Consider the following 19,033-nt stretch of genomic DNA (forward strand, 5'->3'; position numbering starts at 1 on the left):
GTATCAATGACGCAGGGCACACGTGTTGCAAAGCAACGAAACAGTACTGAATTGAAGCAGGCGGCAGCCAATAGCGGGATGCTAAAAATTATCCGAAATCAAGTTAAGGAAACTTTAGGTCGGATTCAAAATGGTTCGATTACCGTGACTGACCCTGTCGAAACCTATGTTTGTGGCGAGCAACAAACAGATGTTGCTGTGACGTTGACGATACGAGACCTCGATTTTTATAGGCAAGTAGCTCTCGAGGGGAGTAACGGCGCGGCACAAGCTTATATTGATAGCAAGTGGGATGTGGATAATTTAACTGGATTGGTTCAGATTTTGGTTCGTAATATCGAGTTATTAGATGAAATGGAAGGTGGACTTGCCTGGTTAAGAAATAGTGCTTTAAAGGTATGGCACTACTTTAATAAGAATAGTGTTTCCGGTAGTAAAGATAACATTTCTGCTCATTATGATTTGGGCAACGAATTTTTTAAGCTGTTCTTAGATAAGCACATGATGTATTCGTCAGCAATTTTTGCTGAAGATGAGTCGCTTGACGTGGCTTCCGAACGAAAGTTAAAAACCATTTGTGACAAGTTGGATTTGAAAGAAACTGATAAGGTCATCGAAATAGGCACTGGTTGGGGTGGTATGGCCATATATGCAGCTAAAAATTATGGTTGCCACGTCACGACGACCACGATATCCGAACAGCAATATCAGTATGCGAAACAAAGGATTTCTGAAGAAGGTTTAGAAGATAAAGTAACGCTTCTTAAGCAAGATTATCGTGATCTGAAAGGGTCCTTTGATAAGCTTGTTTCTATTGAGATGATCGAAGCGGTTGGCCACCATTATCTTGATACCTATATCAAAAAGTGTAGTGACTTGCTTAACTCTGACGGATTGGCGCTAATACAGGCAATTACTATTGAGGACCGTCGATATAAACAAGCTTTGAAGTCGGTGGACTTTATTAAACGCTATATCTTCCCAGGTAGTTTCATTCCATGTGTGTCTGCTGTGGTGTCTAGCTCGGCCAAGCATTCAGATCTTAGGCTTATTAACCTAGAAGATTTTGGTGATAGTTATGCGAAAACGCTCAATCATTGGGCAAAACGTTTTGAAGACAATATTGAGCAGGTGAAAGCGCAGGGCTATAGCGAAGAATTTATACGCATGTGGACATTCTATTTTAGTTACTGTGAAGGTGGTTTTATAGAAAAGTCGATCAGCGACATTCATTTGCTTTTTGCCAAGCCTGCTAATAAGAGAAAACAATGGCTAGCACAACTTTAAATACAAATAACATCGTTAACTTTGTACTGTTCCAATTAGTTTGGGTTGGCTTTGTTTTTGGAGCTGAAGAAAACTTTATTTGGCTTGGTTGCTTGTTATTAGGTCTGATGTTGTTGTGGCAACTGTGGCCTTCAAGACGCCAAGAAAGCGATTTCATTATCATCATTACCAGTGCTTTGTGTGGCTTTATACTAGCAACGGCATGGTCTGCCAGTGATTTGATTGTTTATGACAACCACTGGCCCGCTAAACAACTGGCACCCTGGTGGATTGTTGCTTTGTGGGTTGCCTTTGGTGCCGCATTTAACCATTCCCTTGCTTGGGTACAAAAAAGCCCTTACTTAGCTGGTGCATTAGCAGCTGTAGGAGGTCCGGTATCATACCTTGCAGCTGAGCGAGTTGGAGCCGTTATTATCCACAGTCCAGTGTTCACGCTAAGTGCTATGGCTCTAGGTTGGTTTGCCGTCGCTTTCTTATTAACCCTACTAGTTAAGCGCCATGGTCAAACTAAACAATGTTGGTTCGCTAATGTCTGGGAGTGAGCTTCTTCTAATATTGCTAGCGATAAACTTGCTGATGCAAGTGTTGGCCTGGTTGTGGCAGAAAAAGCACCAGCATGCCGATATTGCTGACGTTGTTTGGTCAGGAATGATTGTTGTTAACGGTATCGTGATATTCACGTTAGCGACGGGTGATATTTTTCACCGCGCAATAATTTTACTCATTCCTGTCGCATGGTACTTGAGACTCTTTTGGCACCTTGTAGAGCGATATGACCTTTCAAAAGAAGATGGCCGCTACGCTTACTTAAGATCCTACTGGGATAAAAACACTCAAGCTAATTTTTTAATGTTTTTTATCGGGCAGGGTTTGATTATTAGTTTGTTCAGTTTCCCTGCATGGGTTCTGGCAAACAACATTGATGACTTTGGGTTATGGGACCTTGTTGGTTTATTCGTGGTTGGAATCTCTTATCTTGGAGTATGGCTTTCAGATCGTCAATTGAGGCTATTTAAGAAAAATAAAACTAATAAGGGGAAAGTGTGCGATGTCGGTTTGTGGAAATATTCGCGGCACCCAAATTATTTCTTTGAATGGACCCACTGGTTCGCATACCCCCTGCTGACCATTGGCAATGAGCTGCAGTGGCTAATGTGGATATACCCTATGATTATGCTGGTGTTCTTATTGAAGTTAACGGGTATACCATTTAATGAACAACAAAACCTAAGATCGAAAGGGGACGCTTACAGGGATTATCAAGAGCACACCAATAAATTTTTTATTGGCCCGAGAAAAACTAAACATAGTTAGGAGAAAATAGCTTGATTAAGACGATTATCAATATGATGGAGTCTGGGACTTTGCCAGACTCAGTAATCCGAGCAGGTATTAGGAAACTGTGCAAGCAGAGGCTTGAAGATGAGCACAAGAATGATATCGAAGCTCAAAGCGAGCAGTATGATCGTTTTTTACAAGAGTTGAGACGCAGCGACATCGCTGTAAAAACTGATAAAGCTAATGAGCAACATTACGAGGTTCCTGCTGATTTCTATTTGCTGGCTTTGGGGCAGCACCTAAAGTATAGCGGCTGCTTGTGGGAAGATGGTACGGAAGACTTATCGACCGCTGAAGAGAATATGCTAGCGCTTTATGTTCAGCGCGGCGAGTTCGAGGATGGACAGCAGATTCTTGAGTTGGGTTGTGGTTGGGGATCATTAACACTGTATTTGGCAGCAAAGTTTCCGAACAGTCATATTACGACTTTGTCGAATTCAAGCTCACAAAAGCAGTACATTGATAGTCAGGCAAAAGAGCGCGGCTTAAGTAATATCGACGTTATAACTGTCGATATTAACAATTTTAATACCGAGAAGACATTTGACCGTATCGTTTCAATTGAAATGTTTGAACACGTCAGAAATTACCAGCAATTATTTCAACGAGTAACCAGCTGGCTTAATGATGAAGGTAAGGTCTTTCTGCATGTCTTTTGTCATCGTTACTTGATGTATCCTTTTGAAGAAGACGGCGACGATAATTGGATGGGGAAATATTTTTTTAGTGGCGGCCAGATGCCAGCTGCTGATACTTTCCTGCATTTTCAGGGTGAGCTGAATTTGGAGAAGCGATGGTTACTGAGCGGGCAGCACTATGAAAAAACATCAAACGTTTGGTTGGAGAATACCGATAAACATAAAGAATCTATTTTATCGGTTTTTGAAAAGGTGTATGGTGAAAAAGAAGCCAAAGTTTGGTTACAGCGATGGAGAATATTTTTCATGTCATGTGCCGAGCTATTCGGTTTGAATCAAGGGAACGAGTGGTTAATCGCACATTATCGGTTTAGTAAATCGGCTCATAAATAAATGGCACGTAAGCAGAAGAAAATACATCACAAGTTAGTTAAAGCAATGCTCATCCAGCTGGTGCTGATTAGTGGTGTGACTCTGCTTAGTGTATATGGCGCCGCAAAGGTTGTTGAAAAAGTATTAATCAAACAGGCTCTCGAAGGAGAGGCAGACTTTTACTGGAAGCACTACAAAGAAAACCCTACCAGTAATTTGCCTAGAACGCTTAATTTAACGGGTTACATGGAAAGAAGCTCGCACTCTGAGCCAGTTCCTGAAGATATCGCAAAGCTCCCTATTGGTTATCAGCGGCTTGAAACTCGTGAGAAACGACCTTTAGTTCATGTGTCTGAGCGTTATGGCCGTAAGCTGTATCTTGTCTTTGAAGAAGGTCAGGTAGCAAAGTTAGCATTATTTTTTGGCATAACCCCTCTAGCGTTAGTTCTTTTAATCATCTATCTTCCTGCATGGATTAGCTACTACATGGCTAAACGTGCTGTATCTCCGGTGATAAAGTTGTCTCGTAAAATGGAAACCGTCAACGCTGATGAAGGCTTTGAAATCGATTTCTCCGATATTGAAAAAAATGCGGATGCAGAAGTCGACGTGTTATTGAATGCCTTCAAACAATATGCTCGAAAAGTTGAACAGTATGTTGATAGAGAAAAGAATTTTACCCGTTATGCCAGTCATGAGCTTAGAACACCCTTGGCGGTATTAAAAGGCTCTCTTGCGCTCCTTGAACGACAAGAGCTTGATAATCGACAGCAGGCAGTGGTAAAGCGCATGCATCCGATGATCAAAGAGATGGAGGAGTTGCTTGAGGCATTGTTACTTCTCTCTAGAGATCAAACTCCAGAAGAAACGAGCACTCCAATATCATTAAATGATTTGATAAAAGAGCAGCTGTTCCAGATTCAAAAGATTAACTCTGATAAAGATTTAGAGGTTAAGTTAAGCTTTGAAAATAGTATTAAAGAAATTGTTCCTGAAAGGCTGTTTTGTATTTGTATCAATAACCTGATTAGCAATGCTTTTAATTATACCGAGCAGGGTTCGATAACACTTAAAATAAAAGATCGGGATATTATCGTTGAAGATACAGGTTGTGGTATTCACCCCGCAGCACTGAAGCGAGTACATGAGCCTTTTTATCGAGAAAATCGTGAAAATATCAAGGTCAAAGGTTTTGGTTTGGGGCTCTCGATCGTTTACCGTATTTGTGAGCAGCTGGGTTGGAAACTGGTGATAGAAAGTGAGCAAGGCCAAGGCACCAAAGCAACCTTAACCATTCCACAAAAAGAGACCTAAAAATTAAGCTTGGTCATCACCGTTTTTCGGCGGAACGATTTTTAAGCCCAAGCTAGGTACTGTCTCCAAGAGCGCAAAATCAAAGGGTTTATCAATAACTTTACGGAGATTGTATAAGTGACTTCGTAAGACATCACTATCGGGGACTAAGTCGCCCCAGAGTTCACGCTCAATTTCTTCTCTCGACACAAGTTCTGGTGAGCGCCGCATGAGCATCTTTAGAATTTGCAAGCCAGTCGGCGATAACTTTAACTCTTGGTTAGCTCGGGTAACCTTCATGGTTTTTGGATCAAGTTCAAGATCGTGAATTTTAAGAGTCTTGCTACTAAAGTCACCCTTGTGGCGTTTAATGATAGATTTTAAACGAGCATCGAGTTCTTCAAAATCAAAAGGCTTGATCAGGTAGTCATCGGCTCCGGTATCAAACCCTTCGAGCTTGTCACTGAGTTGATCTCTAGCTGTAAGCATGAGCACGGGAATGTCAGACTCGGCTTCTTGTCGAACTTTTCGACAAATTTCATAGCCGTTCAAGCCAGGCAACATGATATCAAGAATTAACGCGTCATAACTGTTATTGAGGGCAAGGCTAAGCCCTGTGGGGCCATCGCTGGCATAATCGACAATATAACCGCAGAGTTCAAGAAACTCGCCCGTAGTTGCCGCTAACTCAGCATGATCTTCGACTAAAAGGACGCTGTAAGCCATTGATATCCCTTGTTAATTATTTTGGTAAGATGATTTTTACATCTTCTGAACGACGATACAAGGCTAAAATGTGTCCAATGACCTGAACTTCCTGTCCTTTTGATCTTTTGATGATCTCGTCGATAATGGCTTTCTTATCATCTCGCTCTTCAGCACGAACTTTAACTTTGATCAGCTCATGATGGTTGAGTGCTAAGTTAATTTCTTCAAGCACATTTTCAGTTAAGCCTTTATCCCCAATCATTACAACGGGTTTGAGGTTATGTGCCTTACTGCGTAAGAACTTAATTTGTGTCTTGCTTAATGGTGTTTGTTTAGATTGTGACATTTGATGAACTTAATAGTGAGAATTGCAGTTATTTTACCTTAAAAACGGTACAATAGAGACCTGTTTTAATGAATACAAGTGATTTTCTAAGGCATGTCTCGTACAAAAAGCAGTCAGCGCTGGATGAAGGAACATTTTGACGATCCTTACGTGAAAAAGTCACAAAAAGATGGCTACCGCTCTCGTGCCGTATATAAGCTAGAAGAGCTTGACCAAAAGTATCAGTTGGTTAAGCCTGGGTGCACGATTGTGGACCTTGGCGCAGCGCCCGGTGGTTGGTCGCAATATGCCGCCTATAAGATAGGCTCGAAAGGCAAAATATTTGCTTTAGACATTCTACCCATGGACCCTTTGCCTGATGTGAACTTTATTCAAGGTGATTTCAGAGAAGAATCAGTGCTGAATCAATTACTTGATATGATTGGTGACCACAAGGCAACCCTTGTATTATCTGATATGGCCCCCAATATGAGTGGAATGGACGCGATCGATCAGCCTAAAGGTATGTATTTGGCTGAGCTAGCGCTTGAGTTGGCAAGAGAAGTGTCGGCGAAAGGTGCGAGTTATGTGGTCAAAGTATTCCAAGGCGAGGGATTTGACGAATATATTCGCCAATGTAGGCAAAGCTTTGATAAAGTCATGATCCGCAAGCCGGATGCATCAAGGGCTCGTTCCCGTGAAGTGTACGTTGTTGGACAAGGCTATAAAGGTTAAAGCTATTTAATTAAGGCTTTCCAGCCATTAGCAATTATGGAATGTGTTACGTTTTGTTACGATACTGGTGCGGAAAAGCCAGTTTTATTGAGCCATTGGGCTTATCAATAGAAACAAGCATGGCATAATACTGAGTCAAAAAGTAAAGACAGGAAGCTGTCATAATTTGAGGTTCGAATTTTGAGCGATTTAGTAAAAAACATACTATTTTGGGTTATAGCGGCGGTTATTCTCTTCGTTGTTATTGATGCCATTCAAGAGAAGCAGCTTGACGATAGTAAAATTCCTTTTTCTGAATTTGTTGAGAAAATTGAGGCAAAGGAAGTTGATGATGTCGTCATTAACCCTAACGATATCGTAGTGTCTGGTCGAGAAACTGGTTCGAACCGTAATATTAGAGCGGAAATTCCAGATGGCGGGCATGGAAAACTCAACGAAATTCTGCTCGAAAACAAAGTCCAATATTCAGGCAAAAAGCGTGAAGGTGGTGGCTTTGGTACTTTCTTACTAAGCTTTGGCCCGATTCTGCTGTTGATAGCTGTATGGATATATTTCATGCGCCAAATGCAAGGCGGCGGTAAAGGTGGCGGTGCTTTATCATTTGGTAAAAGCAAAGCTCGTATGTTGAGTGAAGACCAGGTCAAAACGACTTTTGCGGATGTTGCGGGCGTAGAGGAAGCGAAGGAAGAAGTAGGCGAGTTGGTCGACTTCTTGCGCGACCCACGCAAATTCCAGCGCTTGGGTGGAAAGATCCCACGCGGTGTTTTGATGGTGGGGCCACCAGGTACCGGTAAAACATTGCTAGCACGTGCGATTGCAGGCGAGGCAAAAGTTCCTTTCTTTACGATTTCAGGTTCTGACTTCGTCGAAATGTTTGTGGGTGTTGGTGCGTCACGTGTGCGTGATATGTTTGAGCAAGCCAAAAAGCATGCTCCATGCATTATTTTCATTGATGAGATTGATGCGGTAGGTCGCCATCGTGGTGCTGGTCTAGGCGGTGGTCATGATGAGCGCGAGCAAACTTTGAACCAACTATTGGTTGAAATGGATGGTTTTGAAGGCGGTGAAGGCGTGATCGTCATTGCTGCAACAAACCGTCCTGACGTTCTTGACCCTGCACTATTACGTCCTGGCCGTTTTGACCGTCAGGTCATCGTTGGCTTGCCAGACATTAAAGGTCGGGAACAAATCATTAAGGTTCATATGCGTAAGATCCCAGTGGGTGACGACGTTGAACCAAGTTTAATTGCTCGTGGTACACCTGGTTTTTCAGGTGCAGATTTAGCGAACTTAGTTAACGAAGCTGCATTATTCGCTGCGCGTGATAATTTACGTACAGTTGGCATGGAGCAGTTCGAGAAAGCAAAAGACAAAATTTTGATGGGTGCTGAACGTCGCTCAATGGTGATGACTGAGGAAGAAAAACTAAACACGGCGTACCACGAAGCGGGTCATGCAATTGTTGGTCTTCGTGTTCCTAGTCATGATCCTGTGTATAAGGTGAGCATTATTCCACGCGGTCGAGCGCTGGGTGTGACCATGTATTTGCCAGAGCAGGACAAATACTCCCTATCGAAAGAGGCGTTGGAAAGCCAGTTGTCTTCATTATTCGGTGGGCGTATTGCTGAAGAACTCCTCAATGGTGCTGATAAAGTAACTACTGGTGCTTCGAATGATATCGAGCGAGCGACTGATATTGCACGAAACATGGTGACTAAGTGGGGCTTATCTGAAAAGTTAGGGCCTATGTCTTATGCCGAAGATGAAGATGAGGTGTTTCTAGGGCGTTCGGTAACGCAACACAAGAATATTTCGGATGAGACGGCGCGTATGATCGATTCAGAAATTCGCGATATTATTGAGCGTAATTACGAGCGTGCGAAAACAATCTTAAATGAAGACATGGATAAGTTACATGCCATGGCAAAAGCGTTGATGAAGTATGAAACGATTGATGCTAAACAGATTGATGACATTATGAAAGGCGAAGAACCTCAGCCACCGGCAGACTGGTCTGAAAAAACTAGCGCTGATGATGCTAGCGATGGAGGCAGTGCAAACAAGCAAGCTCCTTCGCAGGAGCCTGAGGATAATCCTTCTCAGCGTCAGTCAGACGATTAAGAAACAGGGTCCTGCGGGGCCCTTTTTTGATACTGGTTTTAGGAAATTGAGGTTGCATGTCTAAATTAGAATCGTTACTGAATCGCCCGCGCCCTTTGGTGATGGGGATCTTAAATACTACCCCGGATTCGTTCTCAGATGGTGGACGTTACATTCATCAAGAAGATGCCGAGAAGCGAATTAAAGAGATGCTAAGCGCCGGGGCGGATATTATTGATATCGGTGGTGAGTCAACGCGGCCAGGTGCCGCTGAGGTCTCGTTAGAGGATGAGTTAAAGCGAGTAATACCTCTGATTAAAGTGGCCAAAGCGCTTGGTGCGATAGTTTCTGTTGATACAAGCAAAGCTGAAGTGATGTCACGAGCTTTAGAGCATAATGTTGACCTCATCAATGATGTTCGAGCGTTGCAAGAAAAAGGGGCGCTAGAGGCTGTTACAGGAAGCGGTGCTTACCTTTGCCTGATGCACATGAAAGGACAGCCACGGACTATGCAACAGAACCCACAATATGACGATGTTGTGGCTGAAGTTCAGGATATGTTAAGAAAACGGATTGCAGAATGCGAAAAACATGGAATCGATAGAAAGAAAATTATCGTTGATCCGGGTTTTGGCTTTGGCAAAAGTTTGAAGCATAATACAGAGTTAATGGGCCGGTTGGAGCTGTTACAAGGTTTAGGCTGCCCAGTTCTGGTCGGTGTTTCTAGAAAAACCATGATAGGCCAGATTCTAGATCAAGAGATTCCTGAGAGGTTGGTCGGTAGTGTTGTTGCCGCAACCTATGCAGCGTTAAAGGGAGCAAAAATTTTACGCGTACACGATGTAAAAGAAACCGTGCAAGCGATGAAAGTTATTAGTGCGTTTAAGAATTAACATGACATAAAAATAGGACGAAGCGTGAGTAAAAGAAAATATTTTGGCACTGACGGTATACGAGGTACTGTTGGACAATTCCCCATCACACCAGAGTTTGTATTAAAGCTAGGCTGGGCCTTAGGCCAAGCTTTAGGGAATAAAGGAAGCGTAGTTATAGGGAAAGATACGCGTATCTCCGGTTATATGTTTGAGTCAGTGCTTGAGGCTGGCCTAACGGCTGCTGGTGTTAACAGTTTGTTAGTAGGGCCGATGCCGACTCCTGCAATTGCTTACCTAACACGAACCTTTAGAGCCGATGCCGGTATAGTGATCAGTGCTTCACATAACCCTTATCATGATAATGGTATTAAATTTTTCTCTGCGGATGGTACTAAATTTCCGGATGACGTTGAGTTGGAAATTGAGGCACTAATGGAGCAAGAGATGACCACGCTAGCCAGCGACAAGTTAGGTAAGGCGTTTCGTATTGAAGATGCCACTGCTAGGTATATTGAATTCTGTAAAGCCAGCTTTCCCAATAATTTATCATTAAAAGGACAGAAACTGGTGGTAGATTGTGCACATGGAGCGACTTACCACATAGCACCCCATGTTTTTAAGGAACTGGGTGCTGAAGTAATCGTTATTGGTAATACACCTGATGGTTTAAATATCAATTTAGACTGCGGTGCTACGGCAACAAATGCATTGTCAAAAGCAGTGGTGGAACACAAAGCTGACTTGGGAATTGCCTTCGATGGCGACGGTGACCGAGTTATGATGGTTGATAGCGATGGCAGTCTGATTAATGGTGACCAACTGATTTGGCTTTTAGCTAAGCACCTCAATAATAAAGGTGAGCTACAAGGTGGTGTTGCTGGAACCTTGATGACTAATATGGCTGTAGAAGTCGATTTAAAGAAAGAAAAAATCGAATTTGAACGCACAAAAGTGGGCGACAGGTATGTGATGCAATCACTCAAACAAAATAACTGGAAACTTGGCGGAGAATCGTCTGGCCATGTAATTTGTTTGGACTACAACTCTACGGGCGATGGTATTGTTGCTGCGTTGCAAGTACTCAATGCTTTGAAAGAAACTGAGCAAACGCTAAAGAGTTTTTCAAATTTGCATCCATTGTTTCCACAAGAGTTGATCAACGTCCGTGTAGATGATGCTGATTCAATCTTAGAAAAGCAAGAGTTGAAAACATTGGTTTCAGATGTTGAGCAACAACTAGGGGATTCCGGTCGAGTATTGATTCGCAAGTCTGGGACCGAGCCTCTGATACGCGTTATGGTCGAAGCGAAAGACGAAACTATGACAAAAAACTATGCAAATATGATTGCAAGTAAAGTTCAAGAGTTAGTGTAGAAAATTGTAAAATTGTACAAAGTTGAGTATATTTTGCAGTGTAAGTTATTGTTTCATGTATAATGGCTTTACTCTTTAAACACAGGAAAAAAGGAAGAGGGCAAAATTATGAAAAAGAAACTAATCGCAGCAGCATGTATGTTGGCTTTAGGCTCAACAGCATTTGCAGACGAAGGTGAAGTGAAAGATCGTTACGGTTTTTATGCTTATGCTGGTATGCATAACTTAGAACTAGATTCTTCGCGATTGACAAATGACCGACTTGGCGGGAACTTTGGTTTAGGTTGGGCTTTTAATAAGAACTGGCAAATCGAAGGACAGTATGCTTACACAGATGATGCCTTTAACAGAGCTTCTGGTAATCGTACGGACATTATTACGTATAGCTTAGACGTTTTATATAACGATACTAGCTGGTTGGGTAGCGCAGCTACACATCCTTTCTTGAAAGTCGGTTATGGTCAACATGACGACAAATATGGTGTATATCATCCAGACTTTGAAGACGAGTTCTATAAAGTCGGTTTAGGTATTCAGCACTTTGCAAACGACGACGTTTTCATGCGCTTAGGTTATGACTTCATGGATTCGGGCGAGCGTGGCGATGACAAAATGCTATATTTTAATGTTGGTTTATTCTTTGGTGATACCGTTCGTTCAGGTGCTGCACCAAAAGTAGAGCCAAAGAAAGAAGCTAAAGACTCAGATGGCGATGGTGTTTTAGATGCTAACGATCGTTGTCCAGGTACTCCAGCTGGCGCAGCAGTTGATGCTTATGGTTGTGCTCTTGATAGTGATGGCGACGGTGTTGCTGACTATAAAGATGCATGTCCTGGTACTGAAGCTGGTGCAAAAGTTGACGAGAAAGGCTGTAAGATTGAGCCTAAAGAAGAAGTTGTTGTTGATATGCGTTTGAACTTTGACGTTGACAAGTACCAAATCAAACCAGAAATGGTTTCTGAAATTGCGAAAGTTGCTGAGTTCTTACGTCAATACCCAAGCGTAAATGCGCAGATTCAAGGTCACACGGATAGCACTGGTTCTAACCAGTACAACCAAGGCCTATCTGAGCGTCGTGCTAATGCGGTAAAAGACTACTTGATCAACAACTTTGGTATCAGTGAGTCTCGTTTAAGTTCTGTGGGTTATGGTGAAGAGCGTCCAATCGCTGACAACTCGACTTCTGAAGGTCGTGCACTTAACCGTCGTGCAGAAGCTCACGCTGAAACGATGAAGTAATAATAATTATTTTTAATTATTATGTGACAAAGCCCGGCTCTTGCCGGGCTTTGTTTTTTTAGGCAAATAAGCTACTATCAAAGAAAGCTAAAAATAAAATGCCACTAAATAACAGGAGTGTTGCCAATGCTAAAATCAGTCACTGTGCGGGACTATATGACTTCGGCCATGATTACTTTAAAGCCTGAAACCGATGTGGTTGAGGCCGCTCAAACTATGATGGAATATCGTCTAACAGGCGCTCCGGTACTTGATGACCACAATCGCTTAGTGGGTTTTCTCTCGGAGAAGGACTGCTTGCACACGGTATTGAGTGCTATATATCATGGAGACTTGGGCGATAGGGTCATGGATCGAATGAGTAAGGACGTTAGAACAGTTCATCCTGATGATAGTATTGCTGATGTAGCCGAAAAATACTTACAGGATAACTGTCGCATGTACCCCGTGGTCGAAAAAAGCCAGTTAGTAGGGATGATTTCTAGACAAAGTATACTTAAGGCCTTTCAACACTTCTCTTAGAGTGCTAGAGAAGCGGTAATGCATAAACTGCGTAAAAAAGAATCGTGAGAAGAGTAGCTAGAACTACTCTTCGATGATACTAACATCCAACCTGTGCTCATTATTTCTTAAGCGAGCACGTTTTTTGGCACAAGGCTTGTCACAGTCGCAAGCTTTCTCAATACCAAGAGCATCCAAACCGCCACAGCTTCCGCTGATACGTTTTTGCTGGAAAATATAGCCAATCGCCATAATGATAATGACTGCTATAAATAATGCAAAAGCTAATAAAAATGTGCTGTTCATCGTGTTGGATTTACTCTATTAAAACTGATTTTATGGCCCTTATTTTATCACAGGTATCTACTGTGTTAACAGGCTATAAATCAACCAAAGCTTTCCTCAAAACGGCAAAATTTAACTAATTTCTATAAATTCTCATGTAAATCAATTGCTTGTAATGATTTGGTTGGAGCGTGTGTGACTTGCTGTTTTAGTAATGTATTACCTTAATGAAGTATGTTTCGATAAAGGGATGATTAGGGGGTATGATTCTTCAGGCAATGCTAATCAGTTGCACTCTATCACTGCAAATAATAGTAGTGAACTTCAAGTGTGAAAGTTATGTAATTTGTTATATACAGGTGCCTATCTATAAAAAAGCCTACGACTATAAGGCTGGGTTATGGCCTATCTAATTGTCTAAAGTGACCTGTTGAAACTCTTTTGTTTGTTGGGTCGACAGCTCACTACCATCCTGGCTGATAAGAAAAACAGCAAGTTGATGAGTCTTAGCAAAGGATAGGGCGGCTTCCGCTCCCATGACGGTTAAAGCCGTAGCATAAGCATCAGCATACATATTCTGTGGGTGTATCACAGAGACTGAGGTGAGGTTATGAGTGACTGGATAACCGGTGTTAGGGTCAATGGTATGAGAAAACCGTTGACCATCGATCTCAAAGTAATTACGGTAGTCCCCAGACGTGGCTATTGAGCTATCTTTAAGGCCTACCACGAGCATTTTTTGCTGACTAATACTAACAGGCTTTTCTACAGCAACTCGCCACACAGAACCGCTAGGATTCTTTCCTTTGGTTTTAGTTTCGCCACCAATTTCAACCAGGTAATCTTCGACACCATGTTGCTCGACGATATTGGCCACTCGGTCAACGCCATACCCCTTAGCAATAGCAGAAAGATTGATTGTAATGCCGGGGTGCTCCTTTTGGATGCACTGATTATGGATATCGTAGGTTAATTTGTCAGTACCGACTTCAGTCATGAGTTGTGATACTTCCTCAGGGCTTGGCACCTTCTCTTCATATTCTTCAGCGTTGAAACCCCAGCGAGAAATTAATGGCCCTAGGGTGATATCAAAAGCACCACGGGTTTCTTCGTATATGTTTCTTGCGGCTAACAGCACTTCCCACGTTTTACTTGAAAACCTATAGCAGGAGCCGTCTTGAAGTTTATTGAAGCGGTTGATTTCACTATCGGGGATATAAGTCGACATCAGTTGATTAATATCTTTTAACTCGTCTTCAATGTCTTGGTATATCTCTTGGGGAGAAGCGTCGCCAGGCTTTACTATGACGCTATAAGTGGTGCCCATGGTATTGCCGGTAATTTTACTATATTGAGCTTCTTCAGCACATGATAAGCAAAGGGATAGTAGTATGACTAGTGTAAACAAACGCATAAAGACGAACCTATAATATTGGACCAAGCAACTAATAAAAATTGGGATACAAAAAAGGCGACCCTTAAGGTCGCCTATTTTAGAAGAGTTAGCTTTGATTAGCCACCAAAGTCATCGAGAAGGATGTTCTCGGGTTCAACGCCAAGATCTTCAAGCATCTTAATACAAGCTGCGTTCATCATCGGAGGTCCACACATGTAGAACTCACAATCTTCCGGAGCAGGGTGGTCTTTCAGGTAGTTTTCATACAATACGTTATGAATAAAACCTGTATAACCTTCCCAATTATCTTCTGGAAGCGGATCTGATAAAGCAACGTGCCAATCAAAGTTGTCATTTTCACGAGCAAGCATGTCGAAATCTTCTTCATAGAACATTTCTCGCTTGCTTCGAGCGCCATACCAGAATGTCATTTTACGGTCAGTTTTGATACGACGTAGTTGGTCAAAGATGTGAGAGCGCATTGGAGCCATGCCAGCACCACCACCGATGAAGACCATTTCTGCGTTAGTGTCTTTAGCGTAGAACTCACCGTAAGGACCAGAAATAGTGACTTTATCACCTTCTTTAAGGTTCCAGATATACGACGACATTTTACCAGCAGGAAGTGACATATCACGCGGTGGCGGCGTAGCGATACGCACGTTCAACATAATAATGCCTTCTTCTTCTGGGTAGTTTGCCATTGAGTAAGCGCGAATCACTTCCTCTTTTGACTCAGCTTCTACGTCAAACAGCTTAAATTGCTCCCAGTCAGGACGATACTCTTCTGGAATATCAAACTCACTGTACTTCAGTTTGTATGGAGGACACTCGATTTGAATGTAACCACCGGCACGAAATGGCACGCTTTCACCATCAGGGATACGTAAAACAAGTTCTTTAATAAACGTTGCTTTGTTATCGTTAGAAATAACTTCGCAGTCCCACTTTTTAGTACCAAATACTTCTTCCGGCACTTCAATTTTCATGTCTTGTTTTACAGCAACCTGACATGATAAACGATAGCCTTCAGCCGCTTCACGTTTAGTGATGTGGCCTTCTTCAGTTGGAAGAATAGAGCCACCACCATCGGTCACTTTACAGATACACTGACCACAAGTACCACCACCACCACAGGCTGATGATACGAAGATACCGTTATTGGCTAGTGCTCCTAAAAGCTTACCGCCAGCTTCAGTGGTAATTGACTTATCAGCGTCATCGTTGATGTTAATTGTAACGTCACCAGTAGCTACTAGTTGCTTGCGAGCAAATAGAATAATCATCACAAGCGCAAGAATCACTACGGTAAATAAGGCAACGCCTAGAATAATCTCAGTCATTAGTTGTTTCCTTATAAATTACAATTTGATACCAGAGAACGACATGAAACCGATAGCCATCAGTCCGACTGTGATGAAGGTAATACCTAAACCACGAAGACCATCAGGAACGTCGGAATACTTCATTTTCTCACGAATACCAGCCAATGCAGCGATTGCTAGCGCCCAACCAAAACCTGAACCTAGGCCAAAGACCACCGACTCAGGGAAGTTGTAATCACGCTCTACCATGAATAGCGAGCCACCCATGATGGCGCAGTTAACGGTAATCAGTGGCAAGAAAATACCCAGTGATTGATACAAAGCAGGGAAGAACTTATCGAGAGTCATCTCTAATATTTGTACCAAGGCAGCAATAACACCGATATAGACAATCAAGCCTAAGAAGCTTAGGTCGGCTTCTGGGAAACCTGCCCATGCCAAAGCACCGTCTGCTAATAAATAGTGAACTAACAAATTGTTCACTGGAACGGTAATGGTTTGTACGATGATAACCGCAATACCCAGACCAATCGATGTTTGAACTTTCTTGGATACCGCTAAGAAAGTACACATTCCCAGAAGGAATGCTAATGCCATGTTTTCGACGAAAACAGAGCGAATAAATAATGATAAATAATGTTCCATTATTCTTTATCCTCCACTTGGTCTTTTTTCCAAGCACGTAATGCCCAGATTAGGAAACCAATAATAAAGAATGAACTTGCTGGAAGAACCAACATACCGTTTGTCTCGTACCAACCGCCATTTGCAGTAGTAGGCAAGATTGTATAGCCAAGTAGCTCACCTGAGCCGAATAGCTCACGGATAATACCGACGACAATCAACAGAACCGAGTAACCCAGACCGTTACCTAAACCGTCAAGGAAGCTCATAAAAGGTCCATTCTTCATGGCATAAGCTTCGGCACGACCCATCACGATACAGTTGGTAATGATAAGGCCGACGAAAACCGAAAGTTGCTTAGAAACTTCATAAGCATAAGCCTTCAGAACTTGGTCAACCAAGATTACCAACGACGCAATAATGGTCATTTGTACAATAATACGGATGCTAGAAGGAATCTGCTTACGAATCATACTGATCAGCATGTTCGATAGCGCAACAACCGTGGTAAGAGCTAAGCTCATCACCAAAGCTGTTTCCAGCTTACTGGTAACCGCAAGTGCTGAACAGATACCCAGTACCTGTAGAGCAATCGGGTTATTATTGAAAATCGGTGAAAATAAGACCGATTTGGCTTCTTGTTTATCAAATGCCATCTTAAATTTCTCCCGCTCTTACTCGTTCTAAGAATGGGCCAAAGCCATCCTCGCCCAACCAATAAACAAGGGTGTTTTCAACACCGTTACTGGTTAGTGTTGCGCCTGAAAGGCCATCAACTTGGTGTTCGTTTTGAGCAGAACCTTTGACTAACTTAATCACTGGTTCGCCTTGCTCGTTTAGAACTTCTTTGCCGGGCCAGATTGCGCGCCATGTTGGGTTCTCGATCTCACCACCCAAACCAGCTGTTTCACCATGCTCGTAGTATTTAAAACCTACCACTGTTGTGGTGTCAGGTTTTAATGCCAAGAAGCCGTACATGGTTGACCATAGGCCATAGCCGTGTACTGGCAGAATGATAGTTTCTAAAGTTTGGCCATCACGAACTAAGTAAACGTTAGCTAACGTAGAGCGCTTTTTAATGCTAGCAACATCTTCTTTACCTTCTAACACCTTATTGGTTTCAGGGTCTTTAGCAAACTTACGCTGATTAAAGTCTTTTGGTGGCTCGACGAACTCACCAGTGGATAAATCAACCACTTTAGTCTCGACTTGTTTGAACAGCTCATCAATCTCAGACTGAGTGCCACCTTGCTCAAGTAAACCTGCCGCAATCAAGATGTTACGCTTGCGGTCGAGCTCCTTATTAAGCTCCTGTTGCGGTTTCAGCTGAATTGCAGCAAAAGAGACTACAACCGAGCAAACTAAGCTCAAGACAACTGCAACAACAATCGTTTTGATAGGACTTTCTTTCTTAGACATTACGACGAGTCCTCCGTTTGATGTTCGCTTGTACCACGAAGTGGTCAATAAGCGGTGCAAACAAGTTAGCGAATAGAATTGCTAGCATCATTCCCTCTGGGAATGCTGGGTTGACCACACGAATCATTACAGCCATAAAGCCGATAAGGGCACCAAAGATCCACTTACCTTTATTGGTCAATGCGGCTGACACTGGGTCGGTTGCCATGAAGAACATACCGAAGGCGAAGCCACCTGTGACTAGGTGCCAGTACCAAGGCATCGCAAACATTGCATTCGATTCGCTACCAATACCGTTCAAGATATAGCTGGTTGCGATCATGCCTAATAGAACACCCAGTACGATGCGCCATGAGGCGATTCGCATATAGATGATGAACAAACCACCGATGATGATCATTAGGGTTGAAACTTCACCAATAGAACCTGGAATACGACCCATGAATGCGTCCCACCAGTTAGTATTGATGCTGTAATCAGTGATAGAGCCTGCTGCCGCTGCAGCTAGAGGCGTTGCACCAGAGAAACTATCGACCGCAGCCCAAACGGTTTCACCTGAGATGTCTGCTGGGTAAGCGAAGAATAGGAAGGCACGGCCTGCTAGTGCTGGGTTCATGAAGTTCTTACCAGTACCACCGAAGATTTCTTTTGCGACAACCACACCGAAAGAAATACCGATAGCCACTTGCCACAATGGAATTTTGGCCGGCAGGATCAAAGCGAAAAGGATCGAAGTGACGAAGAACCCTTCGTTGATCTCATGACCACGCACTGTAGCAAATAAGACTTCCCAGAAACCACCGACAATAAAGGTCACGGCGTAAATAGGAATAAAGAAACATGCACCATAGAACATCAGGCCAAAAATACCCGTCTCAGGCGTTATAACTCCTCCAAAGAACTGGAAAAAGTCAACCTGCCACATATCGGGTAGGCTCATGCCTGCCTGAAGCGCTGCTTGTGCTTGGTAACCGACGTTCCACATACCCCAGAACATGGCAGGGAAAGTAGCGAACCACACCATGATCATAATACGTTTTAAGTCGATATTATCTCTTACGTGAGTCGCGCCCTTAGTGACGTGACCCGGCGTGTAGAAAATAGTCGCCGCCGCTTCGTAAAGTGCGTACCACTTTTCCCACTTGCCGCCTTTTTCAAAATGCGGCTCTATTTTCTCAATAAAATTCTTTAAACCCATC

At 42.8% G+C, this 19,033-nt stretch carries 20 protein-coding genes; 11 read left to right on the top strand and 9 right to left on the bottom strand.

The features are described from left to right. Positions 1-6: 6 nt before the first annotated feature. From TQ33_RS01025 to TQ33_RS01045, 5 genes are read left to right on the top strand one after another with little or no spacing between them, the layout of a single operon-like run. Complete coding sequence (locus tag TQ33_RS01025) at positions 7-1,287, top strand: SAM-dependent methyltransferase (protein ID WP_046560414.1); 1,281 nt, start codon at positions 7-9, stop codon at positions 1,285-1,287. Further along, the gene (locus tag TQ33_RS01030) at positions 1,269-1,829 is read left to right on the top strand and encodes a DUF2878 domain-containing protein (protein ID WP_046560415.1); all 561 of its coding nucleotides are present in this window, start codon (positions 1,269-1,271) and stop codon (positions 1,827-1,829) included. Before TQ33_RS01025 ends, TQ33_RS01030 begins: the two co-directional genes overlap by 19 nt. Continuing rightward, positions 1,786-2,601, top strand: coding sequence for a DUF1295 domain-containing protein (locus tag TQ33_RS01035; RefSeq protein WP_228640280.1), 816 nt, complete (start codon positions 1,786-1,788; stop codon positions 2,599-2,601). The genes TQ33_RS01030 and TQ33_RS01035 overlap by 44 nt, the downstream gene beginning before the upstream one ends. Positions 2,602-2,633: 32 nt before the next feature. Continuing rightward, positions 2,634-3,656: an SAM-dependent methyltransferase gene (locus TQ33_RS01040; RefSeq protein WP_046562209.1), complete on the top strand. Its 1,023-nt coding sequence runs from the start codon at positions 2,634-2,636 to the stop codon at positions 3,654-3,656. Then, on the top strand, positions 3,657-4,949 hold the full coding sequence (locus tag TQ33_RS01045; protein ID WP_046560417.1) for a sensor histidine kinase: 1,293 nt from the start codon (positions 3,657-3,659) through the stop codon (positions 4,947-4,949). A gap of 3 nt (positions 4,950-4,952) precedes the next feature. Here TQ33_RS01045 and TQ33_RS01050 read toward each other — a convergent pair whose 3' ends face one another. Beyond that, positions 4,953-5,654: a response regulator transcription factor gene (locus tag TQ33_RS01050; RefSeq protein ID WP_046560418.1), complete on the bottom strand. Its 702-nt coding sequence runs from the start codon at positions 5,652-5,654 to the stop codon at positions 4,953-4,955. 16 nt (positions 5,655-5,670) lie between these two features. Next, on the bottom strand, positions 5,671-5,982 hold the full coding sequence (yhbY, locus tag TQ33_RS01055; RefSeq protein ID WP_046560419.1) for a ribosome assembly RNA-binding protein YhbY: 312 nt from the start codon (positions 5,980-5,982) through the stop codon (positions 5,671-5,673). 93 nt (positions 5,983-6,075) lie between these two features. Here yhbY and rlmE point away from each other — a divergent pair, with 93 nt between their 5' ends. The 6 genes from rlmE to TQ33_RS01085 all read left to right on the top strand — a co-directional run bounded on the left by rlmE (position 6,076) and on the right by TQ33_RS01085 (position 12,806). Next, positions 6,076-6,696, top strand: a complete 621-nt coding sequence (rlmE, locus tag TQ33_RS01060) for a 23S rRNA (uridine(2552)-2'-O)-methyltransferase RlmE (protein ID WP_046560420.1) — start codon at positions 6,076-6,078, stop codon at positions 6,694-6,696. Positions 6,697-6,876: 180 nt separating this feature from the next. Further along, on the top strand, positions 6,877-8,817 hold the full coding sequence (ftsH, locus tag TQ33_RS01065; RefSeq protein ID WP_046560421.1) for an ATP-dependent zinc metalloprotease FtsH: 1,941 nt from the start codon (positions 6,877-6,879) through the stop codon (positions 8,815-8,817). A gap of 56 nt (positions 8,818-8,873) precedes the next feature. Continuing rightward, the gene (gene folP / locus TQ33_RS01070) at positions 8,874-9,689 is read left to right on the top strand and encodes a dihydropteroate synthase (RefSeq protein ID WP_046560422.1); all 816 of its coding nucleotides are present in this window, start codon (positions 8,874-8,876) and stop codon (positions 9,687-9,689) included. Between the two features lie 24 nt (positions 9,690-9,713). Further along, positions 9,714-11,045 carry a phosphoglucosamine mutase gene (gene glmM / locus TQ33_RS01075; RefSeq protein WP_046560423.1) on the top strand — a complete coding sequence of 444 codons (1,332 nt, stop codon included), beginning with the start codon at positions 9,714-9,716 and terminating at the stop codon, positions 11,043-11,045. 108 nt (positions 11,046-11,153) lie between these two features. Next, a complete protein-coding gene (locus TQ33_RS01080) occupies positions 11,154-12,284 on the top strand; it encodes an OmpA family protein (protein ID WP_046560424.1) in 1,131 nt (376 codons plus the stop codon). A 126-nt stretch (positions 12,285-12,410) separates the two neighbouring features. Continuing rightward, the gene (locus TQ33_RS01085) at positions 12,411-12,806 is read left to right on the top strand and encodes a CBS domain-containing protein (protein ID WP_046560425.1); all 396 of its coding nucleotides are present in this window, start codon (positions 12,411-12,413) and stop codon (positions 12,804-12,806) included. Between the two features lie 63 nt (positions 12,807-12,869). Here TQ33_RS01085 and nqrM read toward each other — a convergent pair whose 3' ends face one another. The 7 genes from nqrM to TQ33_RS01120 all read right to left on the bottom strand — a co-directional run bounded on the left by nqrM (position 12,870) and on the right by TQ33_RS01120 (position 19,032). Then, positions 12,870-13,091 carry a (Na+)-NQR maturation NqrM gene (nqrM, locus tag TQ33_RS01090; protein WP_046560426.1) on the bottom strand — a complete coding sequence of 74 codons (222 nt, stop codon included), beginning with the start codon at positions 13,089-13,091 and terminating at the stop codon, positions 12,870-12,872. A 388-nt stretch (positions 13,092-13,479) separates the two neighbouring features. Beyond that, the gene (locus TQ33_RS01095; RefSeq protein WP_046560427.1) at positions 13,480-14,484 is read right to left on the bottom strand and encodes an FAD:protein FMN transferase; all 1,005 of its coding nucleotides are present in this window, start codon (positions 14,482-14,484) and stop codon (positions 13,480-13,482) included. 98 nt (positions 14,485-14,582) lie between these two features. Beyond that, on the bottom strand, positions 14,583-15,809 hold the full coding sequence (gene nqrF, locus TQ33_RS01100; protein WP_046560428.1) for an NADH:ubiquinone reductase (Na(+)-transporting) subunit F: 1,227 nt from the start codon (positions 15,807-15,809) through the stop codon (positions 14,583-14,585). Between the two features lie 18 nt (positions 15,810-15,827). Further along, positions 15,828-16,436, bottom strand: a complete 609-nt coding sequence (nqrE, locus tag TQ33_RS01105) for an NADH:ubiquinone reductase (Na(+)-transporting) subunit E (protein ID WP_046560429.1) — start codon at positions 16,434-16,436, stop codon at positions 15,828-15,830. Continuing rightward, positions 16,436-17,071, bottom strand: coding sequence for an NADH:ubiquinone reductase (Na(+)-transporting) subunit D (locus TQ33_RS01110; RefSeq protein ID WP_046560430.1), 636 nt, complete (start codon positions 17,069-17,071; stop codon positions 16,436-16,438). Before TQ33_RS01110 ends, nqrE begins: the two co-directional genes overlap by 1 nt. Before the next feature lies 1 nt (position 17,072). Continuing rightward, positions 17,073-17,834, bottom strand: a complete 762-nt coding sequence (locus tag TQ33_RS01115; RefSeq protein ID WP_046560431.1) for a Na(+)-translocating NADH-quinone reductase subunit C — start codon at positions 17,832-17,834, stop codon at positions 17,073-17,075. Then, the gene (locus tag TQ33_RS01120) at positions 17,827-19,032 is read right to left on the bottom strand and encodes an NADH:ubiquinone reductase (Na(+)-transporting) subunit B (RefSeq protein WP_046562210.1); all 1,206 of its coding nucleotides are present in this window, start codon (positions 19,030-19,032) and stop codon (positions 17,827-17,829) included. Before TQ33_RS01120 ends, TQ33_RS01115 begins: the two co-directional genes overlap by 8 nt. Position 19,033 lies beyond the last annotated feature (1 nt).

This window comes from Kangiella geojedonensis (genome assembly GCF_000981765.1).
Lineage (GTDB): Bacteria > Pseudomonadota > Gammaproteobacteria > Enterobacterales > Kangiellaceae > Kangiella > Kangiella geojedonensis.